The 24,284-nt window shown below is 72.1% G+C and carries 22 protein-coding genes and 1 pseudogene; 7 read left to right on the top strand and 16 right to left on the bottom strand.

What is annotated here, in order from left to right; all coding sequences use genetic code 11:
• The first annotated feature begins 128 nt into the window (after positions 1-128).
• The gene (locus ACY34J_RS26940; protein WP_462729232.1) at positions 129-1,079 is read left to right on the top strand and encodes a bifunctional helix-turn-helix transcriptional regulator/GNAT family N-acetyltransferase; all 951 of its coding nucleotides are present in this window, start codon (positions 129-131) and stop codon (positions 1,077-1,079) included.
• 752 nt (positions 1,080-1,831) lie between these two features.
• Here ACY34J_RS26940 and ACY34J_RS26935 read toward each other — a convergent pair.
• A complete protein-coding gene (locus ACY34J_RS26935) occupies positions 1,832-3,115 on the bottom strand; it encodes an adenylosuccinate synthase (protein WP_462729231.1) in 1,284 nt (427 codons plus the stop codon).
• A gap of 154 nt (positions 3,116-3,269) precedes the next feature.
• Here ACY34J_RS26935 and ACY34J_RS26930 point away from each other — a divergent pair, with 154 nt between their 5' ends.
• On the top strand, positions 3,270-4,190 hold the full coding sequence (locus ACY34J_RS26930) for a diacylglycerol kinase (RefSeq protein WP_462729230.1): 921 nt from the start codon (positions 3,270-3,272) through the stop codon (positions 4,188-4,190).
• Positions 4,191-4,381: 191 nt separating this feature from the next.
• Here the strand turns inward: ACY34J_RS26930 and ACY34J_RS26925 are convergent, their stop codons facing one another.
• Positions 4,382-4,891: a GbsR/MarR family transcriptional regulator gene (locus tag ACY34J_RS26925; protein ID WP_462729229.1), complete on the bottom strand. Its 510-nt coding sequence runs from the start codon at positions 4,889-4,891 to the stop codon at positions 4,382-4,384.
• 93 nt (positions 4,892-4,984) lie between these two features.
• On the opposite strand from ACY34J_RS26925, the gene ACY34J_RS26920 reads away from it, so the two are divergent.
• A complete protein-coding gene (locus tag ACY34J_RS26920; protein WP_462729228.1) occupies positions 4,985-5,890 on the top strand; it encodes an ABC transporter ATP-binding protein in 906 nt (301 codons plus the stop codon).
• Entirely contained in the window at positions 5,887-7,527 is a 1,641-nt protein-coding gene (locus ACY34J_RS26915; protein ID WP_462729227.1) for an ABC transporter permease, read from the top strand. Before ACY34J_RS26920 ends, ACY34J_RS26915 begins: the two co-directional genes overlap by 4 nt.
• 25 nt (positions 7,528-7,552) lie before the next feature.
• Here ACY34J_RS26915 and ACY34J_RS26910 read toward each other — a convergent pair whose 3' ends face one another.
• Together ACY34J_RS26910 and ACY34J_RS26905 are read right to left on the bottom strand one after the other, a co-directional pair.
• The gene (locus ACY34J_RS26910; RefSeq protein ID WP_462729226.1) at positions 7,553-8,839 is read right to left on the bottom strand and encodes a cytochrome P450; all 1,287 of its coding nucleotides are present in this window, start codon (positions 8,837-8,839) and stop codon (positions 7,553-7,555) included.
• Between the two features lie 158 nt (positions 8,840-8,997).
• Positions 8,998-9,600, bottom strand: a complete 603-nt coding sequence (locus tag ACY34J_RS26905) for an alpha/beta hydrolase family protein (protein ID WP_462729225.1) — start codon at positions 9,598-9,600, stop codon at positions 8,998-9,000.
• A 96-nt stretch (positions 9,601-9,696) separates the two neighbouring features.
• Between ACY34J_RS26905 and ACY34J_RS26900 the strand changes: the two genes are divergently transcribed.
• On the top strand, positions 9,697-10,032 hold the full coding sequence (locus ACY34J_RS26900) for a hypothetical protein (RefSeq protein WP_462729224.1): 336 nt from the start codon (positions 9,697-9,699) through the stop codon (positions 10,030-10,032).
• A 47-nt stretch (positions 10,033-10,079) separates the two neighbouring features.
• Here ACY34J_RS26900 and kynU read toward each other — a convergent pair whose 3' ends face one another.
• From kynU to ACY34J_RS26860, 8 genes are all read right to left on the bottom strand, one after another.
• Positions 10,080-11,318, bottom strand: coding sequence for a kynureninase (kynU, locus tag ACY34J_RS26895; RefSeq protein ID WP_462729223.1), 1,239 nt, complete (start codon positions 11,316-11,318; stop codon positions 10,080-10,082).
• Positions 11,319-11,340: 22 nt separating this feature from the next.
• On the bottom strand, positions 11,341-12,192 hold the full coding sequence (locus ACY34J_RS26890) for a tryptophan 2,3-dioxygenase family protein (RefSeq protein WP_462729222.1): 852 nt from the start codon (positions 12,190-12,192) through the stop codon (positions 11,341-11,343).
• A 207-nt stretch (positions 12,193-12,399) separates the two neighbouring features.
• Positions 12,400-12,813, bottom strand: a complete 414-nt coding sequence (locus ACY34J_RS26885) for a DUF3151 domain-containing protein (protein ID WP_462729221.1) — start codon at positions 12,811-12,813, stop codon at positions 12,400-12,402.
• A 129-nt stretch (positions 12,814-12,942) separates the two neighbouring features.
• Complete coding sequence (locus ACY34J_RS26880) at positions 12,943-14,595, bottom strand: MFS transporter (RefSeq protein ID WP_462729220.1); 1,653 nt, start codon at positions 14,593-14,595, stop codon at positions 12,943-12,945.
• Between the two features lie 223 nt (positions 14,596-14,818).
• Positions 14,819-15,841, bottom strand: a complete 1,023-nt coding sequence (fbaA, locus tag ACY34J_RS26875) for a class II fructose-bisphosphate aldolase (RefSeq protein ID WP_462729219.1) — start codon at positions 15,839-15,841, stop codon at positions 14,819-14,821.
• A 211-nt stretch (positions 15,842-16,052) separates the two neighbouring features.
• Entirely contained in the window at positions 16,053-16,595 is a 543-nt protein-coding gene (gene pyrE / locus ACY34J_RS26870; protein ID WP_462729218.1) for an orotate phosphoribosyltransferase, read from the bottom strand.
• 58 nt (positions 16,596-16,653) lie between these two features.
• Positions 16,654-17,478 (bottom strand): aldose epimerase family protein, encoded by an 825-nt coding sequence (locus tag ACY34J_RS26865; protein ID WP_462729217.1) that lies wholly within the window; start codon positions 17,476-17,478, stop codon positions 16,654-16,656.
• Positions 17,479-17,557: 79 nt separating this feature from the next.
• Entirely contained in the window at positions 17,558-18,625 is a 1,068-nt protein-coding gene (locus ACY34J_RS26860; RefSeq protein WP_462729216.1) for an SRPBCC domain-containing protein, read from the bottom strand.
• Between the two features lie 104 nt (positions 18,626-18,729).
• Here ACY34J_RS26860 and ACY34J_RS26855 point away from each other — a divergent pair.
• Positions 18,730-18,876 (top strand): annotated as a pseudogene (locus ACY34J_RS26855) (IS481 family transposase); the annotation flags it as partial.
• On the opposite strand, the gene ACY34J_RS26850 reads toward ACY34J_RS26855, so the two are convergent.
• The 4 genes from ACY34J_RS26850 to ACY34J_RS26835 form a co-directional block, all read right to left on the bottom strand.
• Positions 18,873-20,543, bottom strand: a complete 1,671-nt coding sequence (locus ACY34J_RS26850; RefSeq protein WP_462729215.1) for a polyamine aminopropyltransferase — start codon at positions 20,541-20,543, stop codon at positions 18,873-18,875. The pseudogene ACY34J_RS26855 and the gene ACY34J_RS26850 overlap by 4 nt on opposite strands.
• Positions 20,544-20,696: 153 nt before the next feature.
• Complete coding sequence (locus ACY34J_RS26845; RefSeq protein ID WP_462729214.1) at positions 20,697-21,215, bottom strand: DUF2617 family protein; 519 nt, start codon at positions 21,213-21,215, stop codon at positions 20,697-20,699.
• Positions 21,216-21,522: 307 nt separating this feature from the next.
• Positions 21,523-21,786, bottom strand: coding sequence for a hypothetical protein (locus ACY34J_RS26840; RefSeq protein ID WP_462729213.1), 264 nt, complete (start codon positions 21,784-21,786; stop codon positions 21,523-21,525).
• Positions 21,787-21,954: 168 nt separating this feature from the next.
• Complete coding sequence (locus ACY34J_RS26835; RefSeq protein WP_462729212.1) at positions 21,955-22,587, bottom strand: nucleoside/nucleotide kinase family protein; 633 nt, start codon at positions 22,585-22,587, stop codon at positions 21,955-21,957.
• 400 nt (positions 22,588-22,987) lie between these two features.
• On the opposite strand from ACY34J_RS26835, the gene ACY34J_RS26830 reads away from it, so the two are divergent.
• Complete coding sequence (locus tag ACY34J_RS26830; RefSeq protein WP_462729211.1) at positions 22,988-24,169, top strand: pyridoxal phosphate-dependent aminotransferase; 1,182 nt, start codon at positions 22,988-22,990, stop codon at positions 24,167-24,169.
• Positions 24,170-24,284 lie beyond the last annotated feature (115 nt).

Raw genomic sequence — 24,284 nt, 5'->3', positions numbered from 1 at the left:
ATCGAATAGATCGGCCGTCGGGGCAATAACCGGCGGCTGTCCACAGCCGTTGCGGGGTCCCTCTGCCACCGCTCAGGATGCTTGACCGAAGGCATGCTTTGGGTCAGGTAATTGGGGGAGGGGGTCGTATGGAGACGAGGGGCGACCGGGAGGCCGGCGTCGCCGAGATCCAGGAGTTCAACCGCCTGTACGCCCGGCTCCTCCCTGGGCTCGACCATCCGGAGCGGGCGCGCACACCGTACTCCCTCAGCGAGGCACGGGTTCTGCGTGAGCTGGCCCGCGGCGGTCCCTCGTACGCCCAGCGGATCCGCGAGGACCTCGGGCTCGCCGCTTCGCATCTGAGCCGAATGCTCACCCGCTTCGAGAAGCAGGGCCTGATCGTCCGGGAGCAGTACGTCGTCGACGCACGTCATGCGCAGGTGCGGCTCACCGAGTCCGGCTGGGCGGCGGCCGCCGAGCTGGACGCACACTCCAAGCAGGCCGTCGCGGATCTGCTCCGCCACCTCAACGGCACCCAGATCCGGCAGATCACCGAGGCCATGCGGACCCTGCGCTTGGCGCTCGTCGGGCCGCCCTCCTGGTCGACCGTACAGCTGCGGGAGCCGAAGCCCGGTGAGCTCGGCTGGATCGTGCACGCGCATGGCACTCTGTACGCCGCCGAATACGGCTGGAACGCCGAGTTCGAGGCCCTGGTGGCACGCATCGTCGCCGACTTCGCCCGGACCCACGACCCGCAGCTCGAACGGGTGTGGATCGCCGAGCTGGACGGCCGGCCGGTCGGCTCCCTGATGTGCGTACGCGACACCGCCCCCGGTACCGGCCGGCTGCGACTGCTGCTCGTCGATCCCGCGGCACGCGGGCACGGGATCGGTAGGCGCCTCCTCCGCGCCTGCATCCGCTTCGCCTGCGAGGCCGGGTACCAGGAACTGGCGCTGTGGACCCAGGACGTCCACACGACGGCCCGAAAGATCTGTGCCCGGGCGGGATTCGAGGTCCGCGCAGAGAAGGAGCATGAGAGCTTCGGCGTCCATCTGGTCGCTCAGGACTGGCGGCTGGACCTGAGAGAGGTGGCTCTGTAGACAGGGGCCGCCCGGCCCTGGCTCAGGTGCCGCCCGCGGGCGGGCGGCGGCGGGGGCACTCGCAGGGCGGATGGACGTGCGACATCAGCGGCGGCAATACGTCACCGGGCATGACGTGCACCTGCGCCCTCTCCTGCGTCACCGCGCCGTCCCGGCTCGCGGGTGTAAACGCGCAGGGCGGCCCTGAGCCGCGCACTCGACGGGGCGCAGCCTCGGGAGAGGACTCCTCACATCCGGCCGTTCCTCGCGCGCGCCCACCGGCTCTCCCCCTTTGTTGCGGAACCGCTGCGCGGCTTCGAGGACTTCCAGGGCGCTCGGCCCGGGCGGGAAGTACGGCGCGCATGCCGGGCCGACGCCACCTCGATCGTCCAGTGCTGCGGTGCGATCCAGCGGTCGTCCGCCACGAGGGCGGCCCTACACCGGTTTCCGGTCGAGGGCGGCCCTACACCGGTTTCCGGTCGAGGGCGGCCCTACACCGGTTTCCGGTCGCACCCTCGTCGAGGAGTGCGAACGCGAAGACCGAGGCATCGACGACGATCACTCGGCCTCTCCAGGAACACCGAGAGCCGAGTCGCGCCGGGGCTCGGCACCCGTTCACTGTCCGGCGGGCTCCTGTCCGGCGGGCTCCTGTCCGGCGGGCTCCTCGCCCGGCGGGGTGCCCGCAGAGCGCACGCACAGCGAAGGCCCCCGGTACGCGATCGCTGTCGCGTACCGGGGGCCGTGGTGCCGGCAGCCCTTCCGGGCGGGCAGGCCTACAGGAACGAGTTGATCTCGATCGTCTCGTCGCGGCCGGGGCCGACGCCGATCGCCGAGATCGGGGCGCCGGACATCTCCTCCAGCGCCTTGACGTACGCCTGCGCGTTCTTCGGCAGGTCGGCGAACGTCTTCGCCTTGGAGATGTCCTCCGACCAGCCCGGCAGCATCTCGTACACCGGCTTCGCGTGGTGGACGTCGGTCTGGCTGTACGGCATCTCCTCGACCCGCCGGCCGTCGATCTCGTACGCGACGCAGACCGGGATCTGCTCCCAGCCGGTCAGCACGTCGAGCTTGGTCAGGAAGAAGTCGGTGAGGCCGTTGACGCGGGTCGCGTAGCGGGCGATGACCGCGTCGAACCAGCCGCAGCGGCGGTCGCGGCCGGTCGTCACACCGCGCTCGTGGCCGATCGTGCGCAGCCTCTCGCCGTCCTCGTCGAACAGCTCCGTCGGGAACGGCCCGGCGCCCACGCGGGTCGTGTACGCCTTGAGGATGCCGATGACCCGGCTGATCTTCGTCGGGCCGACGCCGGAGCCGGTGCAGGCGCCGCCGGCGGTCGGGTTGGAGGAGGTGACGAAGGGGTACGTGCCGTGGTCGACGTCGAGCAGCGTGCCCTGGCCGCCCTCGAAGAGGACGACCTTGTTCTGGTCCAGGGCCTGGTTGAGGATCAGCGTCGTGTCGGCGACGTAGTCCTTGATCTGGGGGGCGTAGCCGAGGAGCTCCTCGACGACCTGGTCGGCCTGGATCGCCCGTCGGTTGTACAGCTTGACCAGGACCTGGTTCTTGAAGTCGAGAGCCGCCTCGACCTTCTGCCGCAGGATCGACTCGTCGAAGAGGTCCTGGACCCGGATGCCGACGCGGTTGATCTTGTCGGCGTAGGCCGGGCCGATGCCGCGGCCCGTGGTACCGATCTTGCGCTTGCCGAGGAAGCGCTCCGACACCTTGTCGAGCGTGGTGTGGTACGGCGTGATGAGGTGGGCGTTACCGCTGATCAGCAGCTTGGAAGTGTCGACGCCACGCTCGTTCAGCCCGCTCAGCTCGGAGAGCAGGACCGCCGGGTCGACGACGACGCCGTTACCGATGACGGGAGTACATCCAGGCGAAAGGATTCCGGAGGGGAGGAGGTGCAGTGCATACTTCTGGTCGCCGACGACGACCGTGTGGCCGGCGTTGTTGCCGCCCTGGTAACGCACCACATAGTCCACGGAGCCGCCGAGCAGATCGGTGGCCTTTCCCTTGCCTTCATCACCCCACTGAGCACCGAGCAGCACAAGTGCGGGCACAGGCGTACACCCCTTCCGGGCGGGGCATGTCCAACGTGCGTGGGGCTTGCGCCGCCACTTGAGCCGTCGAACCGGTGCCCCGGATAGACGAAGCCCCTGACGCAACAGCGACAGGGGCTCTTGCACCGAGAGATTACCTGACGGAAGGACCGAGGTGTCGGCTCCAGCACCCACCGGACGCTCCCTGCTCGTGGTCATCGACCCGGTGGCCCGCCGTATCGACGGCGAGTCCGTGCGTATCGCGAAAGATGTGCTGTGCGCGGGGGCATCCACGAAGATCTGTCTGCCGGACGGACCTGAGGAGATCGCGCGGGCGCTGGCCCGCCGGGGCAGTCGGCGGCCGGTGGTGGTGGGCGACGACCAGGCGCTGATGCGGGCCGTGGGGCTGCTACACCGGGAGCGGGCGCTGAGCGAGGCGGTACTGGCGCTGGTGCCGGTCGGCGCGTCGGCGGCCGCGGTGGCGCTGGCCCGGTCGCTGGGGGTGCCGACGGGCGCGGTGGCCGCGGCGCGGGCGGTGCTGGACGGGGTGGAGCGGCGGCTGGACCTGCTGGTGGACGACAGCGACGGGGTGGTACTGGGCGCCCTGGCGATCCCGGCGGTGCATCCGGCGCCCACGGGGGCGAACCGGGCCCGGGGCAAGGGTGCGCACGGGCCGTGGTGGGCGTCTGGCCTGCGGACGTGCCGCTCGCTCGTACGGTCGCTGGCCAGGCCGGGCGCGGGGGTCGGCTCGCCCGACGGGGCGGGGCGCAGGACGGGTGAGTCCGCGCCGCACCGGCTGCGGGTGGAGGCGGACGGGGTACTGCTGGCGGATCTGGACCGGCCGGTCGCCGGGGTCTCGGTGTCCACCCGGCAGCCGGGCGAGAGGGCTGCGGGGGACGACGGTTTCGCACGGGTAATAGTGCAGCCGGAAGACGACGGCGACGGCGCACCGCCGGTGACGACGCGGGCACGGGCCATCACGGTCTCTGGCGCGGACTTCCGCTACCGGGCGGACACGATGGTGGGCGGGCCGGTCCGTACGCGTACGTGGACGGTGCAGCCGGGGGCGTGGCGCCTGACCGTACCGCGGGGCTGACCGGCGGCGGTGCCGGCAACGGTGCGGTCCGCCGGTGCCGCGGTCATCGGGGCAGGGTCTGGGTGACGCGCCACAGGCGGCGGGGCAGCTCGCCCTCCTCGACCAGGCGGTGTGCCGTCCGCAGGCAGGGGACACTCACGAGCGGGCGGCGTAACACACCTGCCGGCACCGGTACTTCGTCGGCGGAGGACCTACGCTCCGGCGGAACCGCCCCCGCCGCGAGCGCGCTGGTGCTCCCGCCACCGCTCCATCAACTGGTGCATCTCCCCCTGGAGGAACTCGAAGAACTCCGCCGTCTCCGCCACGCGCGCGCCCGCCGGGGTGTCGGGGCCGAGGCTCTGTGCGCCGTCCCGCATCGTCTTCTCCCAGCTGGCCAGCAGCTGGTCCCGGCGGGTGAAGGTCTCGTACCAGAGCTCGTTGTGCAGCCGGTAGCGGTCGCGGCGCGAACCGGGCTCGCGCTCGCGGGAGACCATGTTGACCTGCGACAGATAGCGGATCGCCCCGGAAACCGCCGCCGGGCTGATCTGCAGCCGCTCGGCCAGCTCCGCCGAGGTCAGCGAGCCGGAGTCGGAGGCGAGCAGCGCCGCGAAGACCCGGGACGCCATCCGCTGCATGCCCGCGTCGGTCAACTGGGAGGCGAACCGCTCGACGAACCGAGACACCGCGTCCTCATCGCGTTTGCTCACCACGTCGTCTGCCACCGCCGCATCATCTCGCCTGCTCAGGCACCACTCCACGAGTTTATACGCTTCCTTAACTTCACAATTTTGTGAAACAAGCGTAATTTCAAAACCATGACGAAGGCAATCACTGTGTCCGGCCTGACCAAGTCCTTCGGCCGGACCCGCGCGCTGGGCGGTCTCGACCTCACCGTCGAAGCGGGTGAGGCACACGGCTTCCTCGGGCCCAACGGGGCCGGGAAGTCCACCACCATCCGGATCCTCCTCGGCCTGCTGCGCGCCGACCGCGGCGCGGTGCAGCTGCTCGGCAAAGACCCCTGGCAGGACGCGGTCGAGCTGCACAAGCGGCTCGCGTACGTGCCCGGTGACGTCAGCCTGTGGCGCAACCTCTCCGGCGGCGAGGTCATCGACCTCCTCGGGCGCCTGCGCGGAGGGCTCGACAAGCGGCGCAAGGCCGAGCTGCTGGAGCGCTTCGAGCTCGACCCGACCAAGAAGGGGCGTACGTACTCCAAAGGGAACCGGCAGAAGGTCGCCCTCGTCGCCGCCTTTGCCTCGGACGTCGAGCTGCTGATCCTCGACGAGCCGACCTCCGGCCTCGACCCGCTGATGGTGGAGGTCTTCCGCGGCCTGATCGCCGAGGAGCGGGGGCGCGGCCGTACGGTCCTGCTGTCCAGCCACATCCTCAGCGAGGTCGAGGCGCTCTGCGACCGGGTCAGCATCATCCGCAAGGGCCGCACGGTCGAGACCGGAACGCTCGCCGACCTGCGGCACCTGACCCGGACCAGTGTCACCGCGGAGCTCGCCGGACCGCCGAACGGACTGTCCAGCCTCTCCGGCGTCCACGAGCTCGACGTCCGGGGGCACCGGGTGCGGCTGCAGGTCGACACCGACAAGCTCGACCCCGTACTGCGGCAGCTCAGCGAGTCCGGCGTGCGCAGCCTGACCAGCACCCCGCCCACCCTGGAAGAGCTCTTCCTGCGCCACTACCAGGACGATGTGGAAGAGGTTCCGTCGCGATGACCACGAACACCATCCCTGTCTCCTACGGGGTACGGCGAGGCGTGCCGGCCGGAACCGGCCCGCTGATCCGGCTCGCGCTGCGGCGCGACCGGTTCATGATCCCCGCCTGGGTGCTCGCCCTCGGCCTGATGGTCGTCAGCGGGGCGTCCGCGCTCGCCGGGGTATACGACACCGCTGCCGAGCGGGCCGACCTGGCCCAGAGCGTGGCGGGCAACAGCTCGCTGACAGCGCTCTACGGTCCCGTATTCGACGCCACGACGATCGGCGGGCTCACCGCTTGGCGATTCGGCTCCTTCGGCACGGCGCTGGCCGGGCTGATGGGCATCCTCCTGCTCGTACGGCACACCCGCGACGAGGAGGAGACCGGGCGGCTGGAGCTGGTCGGCTCGGGTGCGGTCGGCCGGCGGGCGCCCCTGACGGCCGCCCTGGCCATGGCCTTCGGCGCGTCCCTGGCCGTTGGGCTGCTCGTCGCCGCCGGGCTGGGTGCGCAGGGCGAACCCGGCGACGGTGCGGTGGCCTTCGGGCTCGCCCTCGCCTTCGCGGGCATGGTCTTCGCCGCCGTCGCGGCGGTCGCCGCGCAGCTCGCCGAGACCGGGCGGGCCGCACGGGGTCTGGCCTGTGCGGTGCTCGGGGTGGGCTTCCTGCTCCGCGCGGCCGGTGACGGCGCGGGCTCGGACGGCCCGTCGTGGCTGGTGTGGCTGTCGCCACTGGGCTGGAGCGAACAGGTACGGCCCTTCGCCGCCGAGCGCTGGTGGGTCTTCGGGCTGCTCGCCGCGGCGGTCACGGCCCTGACGGCCGGCGCGTACGCCCTGGTCACCCGGCGTGACCTGGACGCGGGGCTGCTCAGCACCCGGCCCGGCCCGGCGCAGGCCGGGTTCTGGCTGAGCGGTCCGCTCGGCCTCGCCTGGCGGCTGCAGCGCGGCCCGCTGTACGGCTGGGCGGCAGGCTTCGCCGTGGCGGGCTTCGTCTTCGGCGGCACCGCCGACGGCGCGGCCGACCTGGTGAAGGACAACAAGCAGCTCGCTGACACCTTCCGGCGTATGGGCGGCGCGCACACGCTGATCGACACCTTCCTCGCCACGATGCTCTCGCTGCTCGCGATGATCGCGACGGTGTATGCCGTGCAGGCGGTGCTGCGGCTGCGGACGGAGGAGGTGTCGGGGCGGGCCGAACCCGTACTCGGCGGCGCGGTCGGGCGGTTGCGGTGGGCCGCGAGCCACCTGGCCGTCGCGGCTGTGGGCACCGTGGCGGTGCTGCTGGCCGGCGGCCTGGGCATGGGCCTGGGGCACGGGGCGACCGCCGGAGACGTCGGCGGTCAGGTGCCGCGGATGCTGGGTGCGTCGCTGGTGCTGGTACCCGCGGTGTGGTTCGTGGCGGCGGTCGCGGTCCTGCTGTTCGGAGCGGTGCCGAAGCTGACCTCTGCCGCCTGGGGGTTCGTCTCGGCGTTCCTGGTGATCGGGATGTACGGGCCGGTGCTGAAGCTGAGCCAGCCGGTGCTGGACCTGTCCCCGTTCACCCACCTGCCGAAGGTGCCGGCCGACGAGGTGACGGCGACCGCGCCGGTGCTGCTGCTGGCGGGTGCCGCGGTCCTGACGGCGGTGGGGCTGGTCTGTCTGCGCCGCCGCGACCTCGGCTGACGGAGGGCGTGACGGACGGGCGCGGCTAGACCTCGACCACCAGCTCCTCCAGGCCGCGGATCACATAACCCGGCTTCCACCGCGGCTCGCGTACCAGTCGCATTTGCGGCGCCCGGCGCAGCAGCGCGCCGAAGACCGTGGTGAGTTCGATGCGGGCCAGCGGGGCGCCCAGGCAGTAGTGGATGCCCGCGCCGAAGGTGATGTGCGGGTTTTCGGGGCGGGCGAGGTCCAGCCGGTCGGGGTCGGCGAAGCGGGCCGGATCGCGGTTGGCGGAACCGAAGAGCAGGGCCACCTCCGAACCGCGCGGGATCCGCGTCCCCTCGACCTCGATGTCCTCCAGCACCCACCGCTCGAACATCTGCAGCGGGGTGTCGTACCGCAGCAACTCCTCGATCGCGGTGGGCAGCAGGGACCGGTCGGCGCGCAGGGCAGCGAGCTGCTCCGGGTTGCGGAAGAGGGCCAGCCAGCCGTTGGCGGTGGAGTTGACCGTCGCCTCATGACCCGCATTCAACAGCAGCACACAGGTGGAGATCATCTCCTGCTCGGTCAGCCGTCCCGCCCGTCGCCCGCCACCACCCTTCCAAGGTGGCTCCCCCAGACTTCGTCCGGGGAGACCCCCACCGCGCCCCACCTCTTGATCCTCATGGGCCTCGATCAGACCGCTGATCAAGTCCTCGCCGGGAGACTTCCGGCGGTCGGCGATCAGCTGCCGCAGATACGCGGAGAAGTCGCTCGAGGCCTGAACCGCCCGGCGGGCCGCCTCCTCCGACGGATTCAGCTCGAACATGCCGACAATGTCCGCCGACCAGGGGCGCAGCAGATGCCGGTCGGCGGCCGGCACGCCCAGCATCTCGGCGATCACGGCCACGGGGAGGGGCTCCGCGACCCGGGCGACGAGGTCGCCGCCGCCTTCCGTACACAGCTCCTCGACCAGCTCGGCGGCCAGCCGCTCGACGGTCGGCGTCAGCTGCTCCACGGTCCGCGGCGTGAAGGCCTTCGCGACCAGTCGGCGGACACGGGTGTGATCGGGGGGTTCGAGGTCCAGCAGGCCGTGGGCGTTGAGGGTGTGGAACGGCTCGTGTTCGGGTGGTGGCGGTTGCCTCCCGAACTCCTCGTGCGAGAAGCGGTGCAGATACGTACGCCCGAGCCGGCGGTCCCGCAGCAGGGCGCTCACATCGGCGTGGTGCGGGATGAGCCACTGGCTCGTGGGGTCGAACCAGTGCGCGTGGCCCTGTTCGCGCAGCGCGGCATAGGCGGGGTAGGGGTCGGCGACGAAGTCCGGGGACCACGGGTCGAATGCGGCTTCCGTCATGGGCTGACGGTATCCGCCAGGGCGGCGCTCAACCCCGATCAGCGGACGGATCTGGGACGTCGTCCCGATCCCGAACGCGCGGGTGTGCAGCCGCCTGCCGCGCCGCCGACACGTCCAGCCCGCTCGGCGGGTCAGGGGAAGAGCCCGCCGCAGGCGCGTTAGGGCGCGGCGCTCCGGGCGAGGCGGGTGATCTCCTCGACCGTGGTGCGGACCGCGGGGGCGGCCGGGTCGACGGGTGGGAAGTGCCCGACGCCTTCCAGGAGAACCAGCCGTACGGGCCGGCCGGCCGCCGCTGCCGCCGCGGCGAACGCCTCCGCGATCCCGGGCGGGACGTCGATGTCAGTGGCGCCCTGCACGATGGTGGTGGCGATGCCGCTGGGGAGCAGCGCGGCCGGATCGGCGTAGGGCTGCCGTGCCGTGAACTCCTCCGGCCCGCCGAGGAACTGCACGACCGCGTCGGTGCAGGCGCGCAGCCGCCGGGCGGTCGCGAAGTCCGCGAGAGGGGCAAGAGCGACGACGCCCCGAACGGGGGGAGGCGAGGCGCGGTGCCAGGGGGAGTCAGCCGGCTGCACATGCCGGGCGGCGGCCCACAGAGCGAGGTGGCCCCCGGCGGAGTGCCCGGCGAGCACGGTCCGCCCGGGGTCGACGACGCCCGGTCCGAGCGCGGCCGCAGCCAGTGCGGGCACGGCCTCGACGGCGGCGGCCACGTCGTCGAGCGTCTCGGGCCACCGGCCGGCGACCGGCAGCTCCGCATCGCTCACAGGCGGCTCCTGAGCCCCGCTGTCCGGCGCCCCGGTGTCCGGCGTGGGCGGCCCACCGGGGCCTCGGCGGTATTCGACCGAGGCCACTGCGAAGCCGTGATCAGCAAGCAGCGCAGCAAGCGGCGAGATGTACGCCCGGTCGTACGGCGCACGCCAGGACCCACCGTGCAGCAGCACGACGAGCGCCGCGGGCCGATCACCGCCACGCGGCGCGTAGAAGTCGACAACCTGGTCGGGATGCGGTCCATAGGCGGCCACCGCATCGCCCGCCACGGGCACATGCCCGAGCGCGGACGCCTCCTCTTCGGCGGCCGCGCCGACCAGACCGTCATCCCCGGCAGGGGCCAGGCCCGGGGCCGCGGCGGGCTCGGATCCAGCCGCCCCCCGCGCCGTCACCAGGCCCGGTACCGGCCCTTCACCGGACGGCGGTGACGGGGCAAAAGCCCCGTCACCGGTGCGCGGATCCTGACCCGGCACGGTCAGGCCTCCCCGTCGGCATCGGCGAGGACATCCCCCAGCACGCGCGCCGCACGTTCCACGTCCGCGAAGGACGTGTACAGCGGGGTGAAACCGAAGCGCAGAACGTCCGGGTGGCGGAAGTCGCCGACGACGCCGCGCGCCGTCAGCTCGCGCATCACCTCCCCCGCCCCCGCACAGCGCAGAGCGACCTGGCTGCCCCGTTCCGCATGTGCGGACGGGGTGATGCACTCCACCCGCCCCTGCGGCACGTACGCCGCCACGCACTCCAGGAAGAAGTCCGTCAGCGCCAGGCTCTTGTCCCGGACCGCCTGGACCGACACGCCCTCCCACACATCCAGCGCGGCCTCCAACGCCAGCATCGACAGGATGTCGGGCGTGCCGACGCGGCCCCGTACGGAGCCCTCCGCCGGGGTGTAGGCGGGCGCCATGCCGAAGGGGTCAGCGTGCGAGTTCCAGCCGGGGAGCGGGGAGTCGAAGCGTGGCTGCAGGTCACGGCGGACGTACAGATACGCCGGGGCGCCCGGCCCGCCGTTGAGGTACTTGTAGGTGCAGCCGACCGCGAAGTCGACCGCATGCGCGTCGAGTTCGACGGGCAGCGCGCCTGCGCTGTGGCACAGGTCCCACACCACCAGCGCCCCGGCGGCATGCGCGGCCGCCGTCGTGCCGGGCAGGTCGTGCAACCGCCCGGTGCGGTAGTCGACGTGGTTGATCAGTGCGACGGCGGTCCGGTCGCTGATCTCGGCCGCCATGTCGGTGGCGGCGACGGCACGGATACGACTGCCCGTCAACCGGGCGGCGGACTCGGCGATATAGCCGTCGGTCGGGAAGGTCGACGCGTCGAGCAGCAGCTCATCGCGCCGGCCCGGATCTCCCTCCGCCGCCATCCGCAGGGCGGCGACAACCGCCTTGAAGACGTTGACACTAGTCGAGTCCCCGACCACCACCTGCCCGGGCGCGGCCCCGACCAGTGGCGCGATCCGGTCACCGATCCGCTCGGGCGCGGTCCACCACCCGCTCTCCTCCCAGGACCGGATCCGCAGTCGTCCCCACTCTTGGGCCACGACCTCGGCGAGCCGCCCCGGCACGCTGCGCGGCAGCGCGCCGAGGGAGTTGCCGTCCAGATAGACCGTGTCGTCGAGCTCGAAGCGGTCGCGTACCGCGGCGAGTTCATCCACGGCATCCAGCTCGCGGGCCTCGGCCGCCGGCGAATCCGACAGCCCCTCAGGCGCCTGCGCCATCCCTGGCGTCCCCTGCGAGACCTCAGACATGGCTGCGCGCCGTCCACAGCTCGGGGAAGACGTTCTTGCTCGCCCGCTTCTCCAGCCAGGCGACACCCGCCGAACCACCCGTGCCGGGCTTCGCGCCCATGGCCCGCCGGGTCGCGACCAGATGGTCGTTGCGCCAGCGCCAGACCAGCTCGGCCACATCGGTCAGCACCTCACCGAGCCGGACGAGTTCGCTGTTCTGCGGGCCGGAGTAGATCTCCTGCCAGACCGCCTCGACGGCCGGGCCGCCCTCGTAGCGCTGGGTCAGGTCCCGGTCCAGTACGGACGGCGGAACGGCGTACCCGCGCCGCGCCAGCAGCCGCAGCACCTCGTCGTACAGGCTCGGCTCGGTGAGCGCCTTCTCCAGCTCGGCGTGCGCGCGCGGCGCGCCCCGGTGCGGGGCGAGCATGGACACCGACTTCTCGCCGAGCAGGAACTCCAGCCTCCGGTACATCGCGGACTGGAAGCCGGAGCCCTCGCCGAGGGCGCTGCGGTAGGCGTTGAACTGTACGGGGGTGAGGTGGGCGAGCGGCTTCCACGAGGCGACCAGCGACTCGAGCTCATGGGTGGAGCGCCGCAGCGCCTCCAGCGCGGTCTCCACGTCGTCCTCACGCAGCGCGTCGGCCGCCGTCTGCCACTCATGGACGATCAGCGTGAACCACAGCTCCATGACCTGGGTCGTGACGAGGAAGGCCATCTCGCCAGGGTCGTCGGAGAGCGGCTGCTGCAGATGGGTGAGGATGTCCGCCCGTACGTAATCCTCGTACGGGGTTGTGCCGGTGCTGCCAATGCTCAGATCCGGGGCCGGCTCCGGGGTCTCCGAGCCGGCTTCGGGCGGTCGCGACATTTCTGTCTCCTGGGTTGTGCTACCGGGTAGCGGTCCGCCCCTTCCTCTCGGCATCGGAGCCCCGGTCCCCTCGGGTCCGCACCTCGTGCGATCACAGCACGGCGCCGGGCCCACAGCGCATCATCGGCGCCCGGCGCCGAATACGGCAAGGGCCCGCCCGGGCGAAACGCGGCAGGCAGGCCCCTGTCCCTCGGGTATGGATCAGGTTCAGGTGAGGGTGTCCGCGGCCGCCGGGGACGACTCGCGGAGGAAGGTCGTGCAGCGCTCGTACTCGGCCTGCTCGCCGATCGCCTGCGCGGCCCGTGCAAGGGCGTGCAGCGCACGCAGGAAGCCACGGTTGGGCTCGTGCTCCCAGGGCACCGGCCCGTGACCCTTCCATCCGCTGCGGCGCAGCGCGTCGAGGCCGCGGTGGTAACCGGTGCGGGCGTACGCGTACGACTCCACGACCCGGCCCGCCTCGAACGCGTCGTCGGCGAGCTGGGCCCAGGCCAGGGAGGAGGCCGGGTACTTGGCGGCGACCTCAGCCGGCGCCGCGCCGGTGGCGAGCAGCTCGCGCGGCTCGGGGTCGTCGGGCAGGTGGGTCGGGGGCGGTCCCCCGAGCAGGTTCTCGTGAATGGCCATGGACCAAGTCTGCCTGGCTTATGCCTGGAGAGGATGCCCACAGCCGCCACAACCGGGCCCTGTTCGCTTGACGGGTACCAGGTGACGCCGCGCATACGGCGCGTTGCGCCGCCGCCCGGCGGCCGGCCCTCACCGCCGTGCCTGGCGGCCGTCCGGGCACTGGGCCCCGCCGGGGTCGCCGGTGTCGCCCGGATCCAGCGGGGGCGACGACACGCCGCAGTGGAAGCGGCACTCCGCATGGCACCGCTCCGGCTCGCCCTCCGCCGGGCGCGCGAGCACATCGGACCGTACGGTGGACCACGCCAGCACCGCGGCCAGCACCAGCACCCCCGCGCACATCGGCATCGCCCGCCGGAAGGCATGGTCGAACGCCGTCGCCGAGCGGTACACCTCCGGCCCCATGCCCGCCAGCAGCGGCAGCGCCGCAACCGACACCAGCCCGGCGGCGCGCGCCACCGCGTTGTTCACCCCGCTGGCGAGGCCCGCGTGCCGGACGTCGACCGACGCCAGCACGGTCGCGGTGAGTGGCGCGACCACCAGCGTCAGGCCCGCACCGAGCACCACCAGGGCGGGTAGCACATCCAGCGCGTAGGAGGATCCCGGTCGGGCCCGCACCATCAGCAGCATGCCCGCCGCGCACAGCAGCGGGCCGATGGTGAGCGGGATTCGCGGCCCGATCCGCTGCCCCAGATCACCGGCGCGCGGGGACAGCAACAGCAGAAGCAGCGTGGTCGGCAGCAGGGCCAGGCCTGCCGCGAGCGCCGAGTAGCCGAGGGCGACCTGCAACTGGATGACCGACAGGAAGAAGAAGCCGCTGAAGGCCGCGTACACGCCGAGCGTCACGGCGTTGACGGCGGTGAACTGCCGGGAGGAGAAGATCCCCAGCGGCAGCATCGGGTCCGCGCGCCGCCGCTCCAGCCACACGAACGCCACCCCGATCAGCACCCCGCCGACCGCCGGGACCAGCACCTGGGGCGAGGCGCCCCGCCCGGGCGCGGCGATGAGCGCGTATGTGAAAGCGCCGAGGGACAGCGCTCCCAGCACCGCGCCGGCGACGTCGAACCGCTCAGGTGCCGCCTGCCCGGGGAGCACCGCGGTACTGGACTCCGGTACGTGCCGCAGCGCCACCGGCACGCACACCAGCGCCACCGGCACATTGAGCAGGAACACCCAGCGCCAGCCCGGGCCGTCCACCAGCCAGCCGCCCAGGAACGGACCCACCGCGGCGGCGACGCCACCGAGCCCGGACCAGGCACCGACGGCACGCGCCCGGTCGTCCGGGTGGAAGGCCGACTGGATGATGGCGAGCGAGCCGGGGGTCAGCAGCGCCCCGCCGATGCCCTGGAGAGCGCGGGCGGCGACCAGCACTCCGGCGTTCGGGGCGAACCCGCACAGCATCGACGCCAGGGCGAACCACGCCACACCGACGACGAACACCCGGCGCCGGCCGTACCGGTCGCCGAGCGCCCCGCCGAGGAGGATCAACGAGGCGAGCGTGAGCATGTAGGCGTTGACGGTCCACTGCAGGGCCGCCAGGTCGGCGTTCAGGTCGGCGCCGATGTGCGGCAGGGCGACGTTGACGACGGTGCTGTCGAGCAGGGCCATGCCCGAGCCGAGCACGGTGGTGAGCAGTACCCAGCGCCCTCGGGGATCGGAAAGCCGGACGGCACCGGCGGATTCCGCCTGCGGCCGGGCCCCCGGGGTCTCGGCGCCCGCGCCCGCAGGCTCCGTCCCAGGCTCCGGGAGGGAGCCCCGCGCCGGATCCGGCCGGGCGTCGCTCATACCGGGATCATCCCCTGCCCGGCCCTTTTTCGGCTAGTCACCCGCCCCTGCGGAGCTTCCCCCGACTCGGCCGGGGAACCCGAAGGGGCCCGGACTCCGCCGCGTGGGCGGTGCCCGGGCCCCTTCCGAGGCGGGTGGGGGCCGGGGACTCCGCTGCGTGGGCGGGGCCCGGGCCCCTTCCGAGGCGGGTGGGGCCGTCGGCCCCGCACCACCGCCGGTGGGATTACTTCAGCTTCGTGCCCGTGGAGCGCAGGTCCGCACAGGCCTTCGTCACACGCTCAGCCATGCTCGCCTCCGCCTTCTTGCCCCAGGCGCGCGGGTCGTAGGTCTTCTTGTCGCCGACCTCACCGTCGACCTTCAGCACACCGTCGTAGTTGCGGAACATGTGGTCCGCGACCGGCCGGGTGAAGGCGTACTGGGTGTCCGTGTCGAGGTTCATCTTCACCACGCCGTTCTCCAGCGCGGTACGGATCTCCTCCTCCGTGGAGCCGGAGCCGCCGTGGAAGACGAAGTAGAACGGGTCCTTCTTGCCGTGCTTGGCACCCACGCCGTCCTGCAGCTCACGCAGCAACTCCGGGCGCAGTACGACGTTGCCCGGCTTGTAGACGCCGTGGACGTTGCCGAAGGAAGCGGCCAGCAGGTAGCGGCCCTTCTCGCCCAGGCCCAGGGCCTCGGCGGTGCGCTCGGCGTCCGAGACGGTGGTGTACAGCTTGTCGTTGATCTCGTGTGAGACGCCGTCCTCCTCGCCACCGGTCGGGGTGATCTCGACCTCGAGGATGATCCGCGCCTTGACGGCCTCGGCGAGCAGCTCCTGCGCGATGGCGAGGTTGTCGTCGAGCTTCTCGGCGGAGCCGTCCCACATGTGGGACTGGAACAGCGGGTTCTCGCCGCGGGCGACGCGCTCCTGGGAGATCTTGAGCAGCGGGCGTACGTACCCGTCGAGCTTGTCCTTGGGGCAGTGGTCGGTGTGCAGCGCGATGTTCACCGGGTACTTCTCGGCGACCACGTGCGCGAACTCGGCAAGCGCGACGGCACCGGTCACCATGTCCTTCTTGTACTGGCCACCCAGGAACTCGGCACCACCCGTCGAAATCTGGACGATGCCGTCGCTCTCTGCCTCGGCGAAACCACGCATGGCGGCGTGCAGAGTCTGCGACGAGGTCACATTGATGGCCGGGTAGGCGAACTTGCCTGCCTTCGCCCGGTCGAGCATCTCGCTATAGACCTCGGGGGTTGCGATGGGCATCTGTCCGCTCCTTGTGAGACGTGCGGGTGAGGGGGGACGTCATCGTCGGCCCTATCTTCCCAGACGCGGACGATTGGTCCACCCGGCCCATCCTCTGAGCGCGGACACAACCCGGACGGCGGTACGGATACGGGTCGACGGTTTCACGTGAAACCCTCGACCCATCCTCGACCCTGTGTCGAATCCGCAGGTCAGAGACCTGATCCCGAGCCTAGAGCCCCAGGTCGTCCAGCCCGTACGCCTGGTAGTACGGCAGCCCCGTCTCCGCAATCGCAGGAGTGGCGCCCCGCTCGACGATGACCGCGACCCCGACGACCTCGGCGCCCTCCTCGCGCAGCGCCTCGACCGCGGTCAGCACCGAGCCACCGGTCGTGGAGGTGTCCTCCACCGCGAGCACCCGCCGGCCCTTGACGTCCGGGCCCTCGATACGGCGCTGCAGGCCGTGCGCCTTGCCCGCCTTCCGTACCACGAACGCGTCCAGTTTCTTGCCGCGCGCGGCGGCCGCGTGCAGCATCGCCGTGGCCACCGGGTCGGCGCCCAGCGTCAGCCCGCCCACGGCGTCGTAGTCCAGGTCGGCGGTGAGGTCCAGCATGACCTGGCCGACGAGCGGCGCGGCCTCACCGTCGAGGGTGATCCGGCGCAGGTCGACGTAGTAGTCGGCCTCCTTGCCGGAGGAGAGGGTCACCTTGCCGTGGACCACGGCCTTGTCCTTGATCTGCCGCAGCAGGGCGTCACGGGCGTTGCTCATGCCCATGAGCTTAGGCCAGCCCAGCCACGGCCCGGCGGGCCCGGCCTGACGGAGCGCAGCGGGCTCAGCCCAGCCGGCGCCAGGCCCATGTCGTGGAGACTTCCAGGGGCTCGATCGGCGTGACCAGGTGCGGCATGGTGTTCAGCCCGTTGGGCGGGCCGGACTGCGGCTCCACGCATACGGCCTCGGCCTGCTCGTCGTAGATGACCACCCACTCGGCACGGCTGGCGATCCTCAGCTCCAGACGCTCCGGCCAGGTGAGCGTGACATCCACGCCGTCCGGCATCCCGAAGCAGTCGTCCCACGGGCCGGGCCGGGCCTCGATGCGCCGCCCGGTCGGCAGGTGGTCCTGACCGCGCTCCTCCTGCCAGGCCGGCTCGAAGTCGATGCGCGCATCGCCACCGTGGCCGAGATTGCGCAGAAACCAGGGGTGCCAGCCCGCCTGCGCCGGGAAGGAGTCATCGATCGTCTCGACGCCCAGGGTGAGGGTGAGCGAGTCCTCGGACAGCTCGACGAGCTGGGTGACCCGGCCGGCGTACGGCCACGGCTCGGCGAGGTCGTAGGTGAAGATGGCGGAGTCCTGCTCCGCTCGGGCGGTGCGCCATACGGCGTCGCGAGCGGTGCCGTGGATGGCGTGGGGCGGGGCGTTGCGGGGCATCTGGTGCTGCTCTGCGCCGTTGCGGAACCGCCCGTGGTCGATGCGGCCGCACCAGGGCACCATCGGGAACGATCCGTATGCGGGCCCCTGCCGCAGCAGTTCCGTACCGCCGATCCGCAGCGAGCTGATCCGGCAGCCGAGATCGGGCCGTACGGTCAACTCCACGTCTCCGGTGCCGAGTCGGACCCCCGAGCCGGCCGACGACTGCGTCCTCGTGTCATGGGTGCTCACCCTTCGACCCTAACCGTGGGCCGGGCGGCTGTCCGGCCGCAGCGTCGTCGGGCCCGGCGCTACGCGTACCCCCTCAGGGTTACCGCCGGCGCCGCAGCATACGGCTGACCACGACGGCGGAGGCGAGGACCACGGCCGCGGCGGGAGCCGCCCAGCGCAGAACGGCCGGGGCGGCGGCCACCTCGGGCGGGGGCACGGGGGCGTACCGGCCGCGCGGCGGGGCGTGGTCGACCTCCTCGGCGCTACGTCCGATCATGGTGCGGCGCGCGTGCGCGGCCTCGGCCGGCGGCTCTGCCGCGAAGTCGTCGTCGGCGTCGGAGAGCGGATCGAGCGAGGACGGCGGGACCTCGGTGTCGAATACGGACGACGCCGCAGGCGCGCCCGCGGGCCCCTCGTCCGCCCCGGCCGAGCGGTCCTGCTCCGCCTCGGCGTCCGTGTCCCCCGCATCCGCGGCGGCATCGGCACCCGCCTCAGCCTTCTCCTCCGCCTTCTCCGCCTTGTCCTTGTCCGCGGCATCGGACGGTACGGCGGGGGTGGAGTCCGCCGCCCGGCCGTTCTCGGGCGCAGGGATGGCGGGGATGACGCGCTCGTTGTCGTCCGCCGCGGTCGAGCCGGCGTCGTCACCGCCCGAGGTCAGGTCCGGGCCCTCGCCGCTCGCGTCACCGGAGGCGGCCGGCGCGGCCACTCCTCCCGCTCCGAGCGGGGACGACTCCAGGTCGGCGGCCAGGTCCGTGGCGAATCGGTCCAGCAGACGGCGGCCCGCCGCGGTCGCGGACGCGTCGTTGGACTCGGCGAGCCGGCCCTCGGCGTGTACGGTCCCGCTGCAGATCAGAGCCGTACCGCCGTCCGTGGGGGACAGCCGGACGGTCAGCGCGAGCTTCACCATGCCGCTGCCGCGCGATTCCGTGCCCTCGGCCTCGACCGCGAGATCACCGTCGTCCAGCTCGGTGATACGGATGGTGCCGCGGTAGGTGATGGACGAGCTGCCGAGGCGCAGCCGCAGCCGGCCGGCCAGCGCTTCGGGGGCGTCCGCCGCCTCGTCGGTGTCTGCCTGGAATCCCGGGAGGCAGCGGGCGACGCGCGCACCGTCTGCGAGCGCCTGCCGCACGGTGCCGACGGGAAACGGAACGAACACCTCATGCTCCATGGGGATCGAGCCTACCCAGCCAGGCGGATTCGGCACCCGGATCTGCGCGAGATCCGTCGTACTTCGTGACAGAGGCGGCCACGAGCCGCATACGTACTCGGCCGTACGCGCGCCCCTACCGGTCAGAACACGAGCATCGCGAAGCATTCCCAGGGTGGCTGCATACCTACAATCACCACCGCGGCCACACCGCGCTGAAGGGCCAGCCACCCGCCAGCCGCGTCCCCAACCTCTCAGGGCAATACACCTAGCGCAGATAGCGGGGATGCATCAGCGTGGACGGCGGCAGGCCGGGGATGCGGTGACGCTCGGCTCCGCGGGCGTCCGCGCGCAGCGAGGCGAGGGTCAGCGAGCGCAGGCGGGGGGCGCCGCGCCCACCCGGCAGGCGCAGGCGCGGGCGCTCACGGGCGGCGAGGACGAAACCCCAGTCACGCGAGCTCGTGCCCGCCTCCGAGGAGCGGTCCGGGCCGCCGGAGAATCCCGAGAGCCGCCCGCCCACCCGGAAGGGCACGGTCCGCAGGCCCGCCGAGCGGACCGTGGCCTCCACCGTCCAGAACACGCGCGGGCGCACCGAGGTCGTCCCGGCGTGCACGACAAGCCGCCCGGCGGGAGCCAGGGCGCGCTCGGCGAGCCCGTAGAACTCCCGGGAGTAGAGCTTGGTGCTGGCGGTGATCCCCGGGTCGGGCAGGTCGGAGATCACCACGTCGTACGGGCTCAGGGCCCCACGTGCCCGCACCGCCACCCCGGACCGCAGCCACTCGAACGCGTCCGCCGTCACGACCCGCACCCGCCGGTCCCCGAGCGCATCGTCGTTCAGCGCCCTGAGCCCAGGGTCCGTACGGGCCAACTGCACCAGTCCGGGGTCGGGTTCGACGACCGTCACCGACTCCACATCCCGGTGACGCAGCACTTCGCGCACGGCCAGCCCGTCACCGCCGCCGAGCACCAGGACGCGCCGGTGCGGTCCGCCGGCCATCGCGGGATGGACCAGCGCCTCGTGGTAGCGGAACTCGTCGCGGCCGCTGATCCGCAGCCGTCCGTCGAGGAAGAGCGACAGCGAGCGGGACGCGGGGCCGGGCTCGCCGCGCGCCGGGCCGGTGAGGACGATCTCCTGCTCCCCCGTCTGCACGGCGATGCGGACCTCGGCCCCGTACACCGCCCGTCGCGCCGCCCGTTCGAACGAGTCGACGAAGACGGTGCCGGCGGCGAGCACGGCCAGCACCAGAACGTTGACCAGGAACAGCAGCCAGCGGACGCGAACGGTCAGATCGCCGCGGAACAGCCACAGCACCAGTGCGCCGCCGGCCACCGCGTTCACCGCGCCGGTCAGCAGCGCGCCGCTCAACTGGCCCAGTCTCGGTAGCAGGAGAAAGGGGAAGGCCAGCCCGCCGAGCAGCGCGCCCACGTAGTCGGCGGCGAACAGGTCGGCGACCGCACCGCCCGCGTCCTGCTGCCGGATGCGCTGGATAAGGGTCATCAGCAGCGGCACCTCGGCGCCGATGAGCACACCGATGATGAGCGAGAAGCCGACCAGCGCCGGGCGCGACTGACCGAACCAGGCGAAGGCCGCGTACAGCGCCATCGCCGAGACGCCGCCCACCAGGGCGAGCGCCGACTCGACGAGCCCGAAGCCGGCGGCGGCGCGGCATCGAAGCCGCTTGGCGAGCAGGGAGCCGATACCCATGGCGAAGACCATCACGGACAGCACCACGGAGGCCTGGGTGACCGAGTCGCCGACCAAGTACGAGGCGAGAGCCACGAGTTCGAGCTCGTAGACGAGTCCGCAGGCGGCACAGATCAGCACGGCACCGAGCACGAGGAAGCGGCCGAGCCCGGCCGGTACGGGCAGCCGCGCCGGGTCCTGCGACTCCGGCCGCAGCGCCTCATACGAGACACGGGTCACAGGCTGCTCGATCATGTTGCGAACGCTACGTCACAGGCATCCATGGGACTTGTCACCCACAGGGGTGCATTGGAGGCGTGTCCCCGTGCACGCCCGTACGACATGAGCAGGTAGGAGCACCGCCTGCGGGGCCGCCGGCGCATAGGCGCATGACCCGGCGTGCAGGCGCTACGTGCGCGCCGTCGCGCTTATCCGCACCTGCGTCCGGGTTGCCACCAGCCGCCCTTCCTGTGGGTAGGCGTGCCAGGTGCGCCAGCACAGCTGCCCTTCGTGGCGTTGCGCGAGCATCGCGGTGAACGCGTGCGGGCTGCCGGGGAAGGTGCCGGCCAGGCCGTGCGGGTGATCTGCGACCAGCGCCAGCAACTCCTGGGCGCGGCCCGCGAATGAGCCCTGCGACAGCCTCTCGACACGGGCGGCGAACTCGTACTCCCAGTCTCCGATGCTCTTGGCCACCCCCAGCGGCAGCGGAGTGCTGCTGCCGGGCAGGCAAGCCACGGTCTCGGAACAACTTCTCTGCTTTTCCCTGACGATGACCTGGTGGGACGCGCCAAGGAGGCGCAACTGCACATTGGCTGCGTCGAGTTCGAGGTCCAGCACGGCCAGTGCGGGCAGTGGTTCTCTGCCCAGACACCATGCGAGGTCGGCCGCACGGGTGTCGGTGTAGGCAGTCTTGAGAGTGGTGAGCATGGGTCGGCTCCGCAAGCACACGGTGGATGGTTTGCCGGCCCACCCCGGTGGAGGACCGGGGGACGCATCGCCGGCTCGTGCCCACGAGGGGTCGGTGGGATACGGAATCATGAACTGCCCGGCGCCCACAGCGCTTTTACCCATCTTCGCCGGGTTTCCATCCACGAGTGGGCTTCGGGGTTCAACTGTTCATACCGCAAGCACCCGATGGGCTTATCGGCCCACCGGGTGCATATGCGATCAAGCATGGGACGGTTGCATAAGCAGCGGTCAGATGCGGTTTGCAGACGCATCGAGCGAAGCTCGATCAGCTGCCGCCACCGCATCCGCCCCCGCCGCCGCAGGACGAACCGCACGAGGAGCCGCCGCCGCAGGAGTGATGGCTGCCGCCGCAGGACGAACCGCCGGCGACGTCCCCGGCACCGGCACCGGCCCACCAGCTGGTGCCGGCGGAAGGGCGCCGGCCACCATGGCGGCGCTTGGGCCCCAGACCACCCTTGCCGATCCGAGCGGCCCCCAGGATGACCGCCAGCACAAACACCGCGATCACCGCGAAAACAACATAGAACATCGTCCCTCACTCTCCTCTCATCCCCCGAAGCGAGGCCCCCGCTTCTTGCGTGGGTGGCTGATGCCCCTGGCGCGTGCGGCCCAAAGCAGAGTTGAGCAAGTCCAGAGCTTTGTCAGTGGAGTTGAGAGGCCTGAGCTTCAGCGGTGGAGTTGAGCGGAGCCAGGGGCGTCAGCCGCTCCACGCGGGCCGGCGCGGATCGTCACAGCTCACGACGACGTCCGCGGCCTCGGCGGGCCGGGTCTCCTCCTCGTAGCGGGCGAAGGCCGGCAGGGTCCACCGCTCCTCCGGCGCGGTACGGCGGGCCAGCGCGGCGGCCGACATGCGCAGATGGACGGTCAGATCGAAGGGGAACCAGCGGCCCAGGAGCAGCGGCCCGTCGAGCAACAGCACGCCACCGGGCGGCAGTTGTACGTACTCGGCCCGGGTCGCGCGGTCCGTGAGCGGGTCCCACAGGGACGGCAGGACGCGCCCGTCGCCGTCGGCGTCGAGCGGCCCGAACACCTCCCGCCACAGGGCGCCGTCGTCCAGCCAGTGGCCGTGGAAGGCGTCCGGGTTCTCATGGCCGTGCTCGAAGCGGAGGGAGGCGGGGCGCAGGAAGTCGCCCGCGCGGATCCGCTGGACGGGGCGGCCGCGCAGCCGCAGCAGCTCGACCAGGGCGGCCGACAGCTCGCCCGGGTGGGCGGCGTCCGGGCCGTCGATGCCCACGCGCACGCGGCTGCCGCCGCCCTGCGGTGGCAGCTCCGCGATGCGGTCGGCCAGCCGCTCGGCGAGCAGGCCGGGAGTGATCGGATGCAGCCGCACGCCGCCATCATCGCCTCTGGCGATGATGGCCGCGGACCCGCGGCTCCGCTGCCGCGGGCCGGTAGCTCCCAGCCCGCCCGTGCCCGGCGCTGCGCGCCCGGTTTCCCCCACCCACCCCCATTGCAGAGCTCCGCCACTGCAACCCGGGGTCCGTGGCCGAGCCCAGCTTCAGGGCGCTCGGCGCCGCCCGCCTTCGGCTGGACGCCCCTTCGCGGTGCCTCCCCGACCCCGCCCCTGAACAGGAGTGGGTCGGCGGGAAGGAAAATCCGGGCGGAGCGCCGATACGGGACCGGGGCCGCACGCGGCCCCGACCCCCCGCGGGGCCGGACGTGGGACCAACCGCTGGCGACTGGTCGCGAACGGTTGAGTCCAGAGCCCCATCCGGCAGAGGATGACCCGCATGGGACGACCGCTGCTCAACCGCCGCCTGGCCGCTTTCGGGACGACGATCTTCGCCGAGATGTCGGCGCTCGCCGTCCGCACCGGATCGATCAACCTGGGTCAGGGTTTCCCCGACACCGACGGCCCGGAGGAGGTCCGGGAGGCAGCGGTGCGAGCGCTGCGCGACGGGCGCGGCAATCAGTACCCGCCCGGCCCCGGCATCCCGGAACTGCGCACCGCCATCGCCGAGCACCAGCAGCGCCACTACGGGCTCACGTACGACCCGGACACCGAGGTCCTGGTCACCGCCGGCGCCACCGAGGCCATCGCCGCCTCCCTGCTCGCCCTGCTGGAGCCGGGCGACGAGGTGATCGCACTGGAGCCGTACTACGACTCGTACGCCGCCTGCATCGCCATGGCCGGCGGCAGGCGCGTACCGGTCACGCTGCGGCCCGACACCGAGTCGGCGGCATACCGCCTGGACTTGGAGGAGCTGCGCGACGCCGTCACCGACGACACCCGGCTGATCCTGCTCAACACCCCGCACAACCCGACCGGCACCGTCCTGACGCGCGACGAGCTGACGGCCATCGCCGAACTGGCCTGCGAGCGCGACCTTCTGGTCGTCACCGACGAGGTCTACGAGCATCTGGTCTTCGACGGCGAGCACATCCCGCTGGCCTCCTTCCCCGGGATGCGCGAACGTACGGTCACCATCGGGTCGGCCGGCAAGACGTTCTCCTTCACCGGCTGGAAGGTGGGCTGGGTGACGGCCTCGCCGGAGCTGGTCACCGCCGTCCGCTCCGCCAAGCAGTTCCTGACCTATGTCTCCGCCGGGCCGTTCCAGTACGCCGTCGCGGAGGCCCTGCGGCTCCCGGACTCCTATGTCGAGGGCCTGCGCGAGGATCTGCGCGCCAAGCGCGACCTGCTCAGTGAGGGCCTCGCCGAGGCGGGCTTCACGGTCTTCCGCCCGGCCGGCACGTACTTCGTCACCACCGACATCCGCCCGCTGGACGAGCACGACGGCTTCGCCTTCTGCCGCGCCCTGCCGGAGCGGTGCGGTGTCGTCGCGATCCCGAACGCGGTCTTCTACGACCACCAGGCGCAGGGCGCGCCGTTCGTCCGGTTCGCGTTCTGCAAGCGCACGGAGGTCCTGGAGGAGGCGGCGGCCCGCCTCAAGGGGCTTTCGGCACAGGGCTGATCCCGGACGGGCGCGAGCGCGCACGGGCACAGGCAGGCGCGAGCGCGCACGGGCACAGGCAGGCGCGAGCGCGCACGAGCACAGGCAGGCGCGAGCGCGCACGAGCACAGGCAGG

The sequence above is a fragment of the Streptomyces sp. HSS9-12 genome (genome assembly GCF_054963655.1).
Note: the sequence above shows the minus strand (reverse complement) of the source record. Positions and strands in the feature narration are given on the sequence as shown.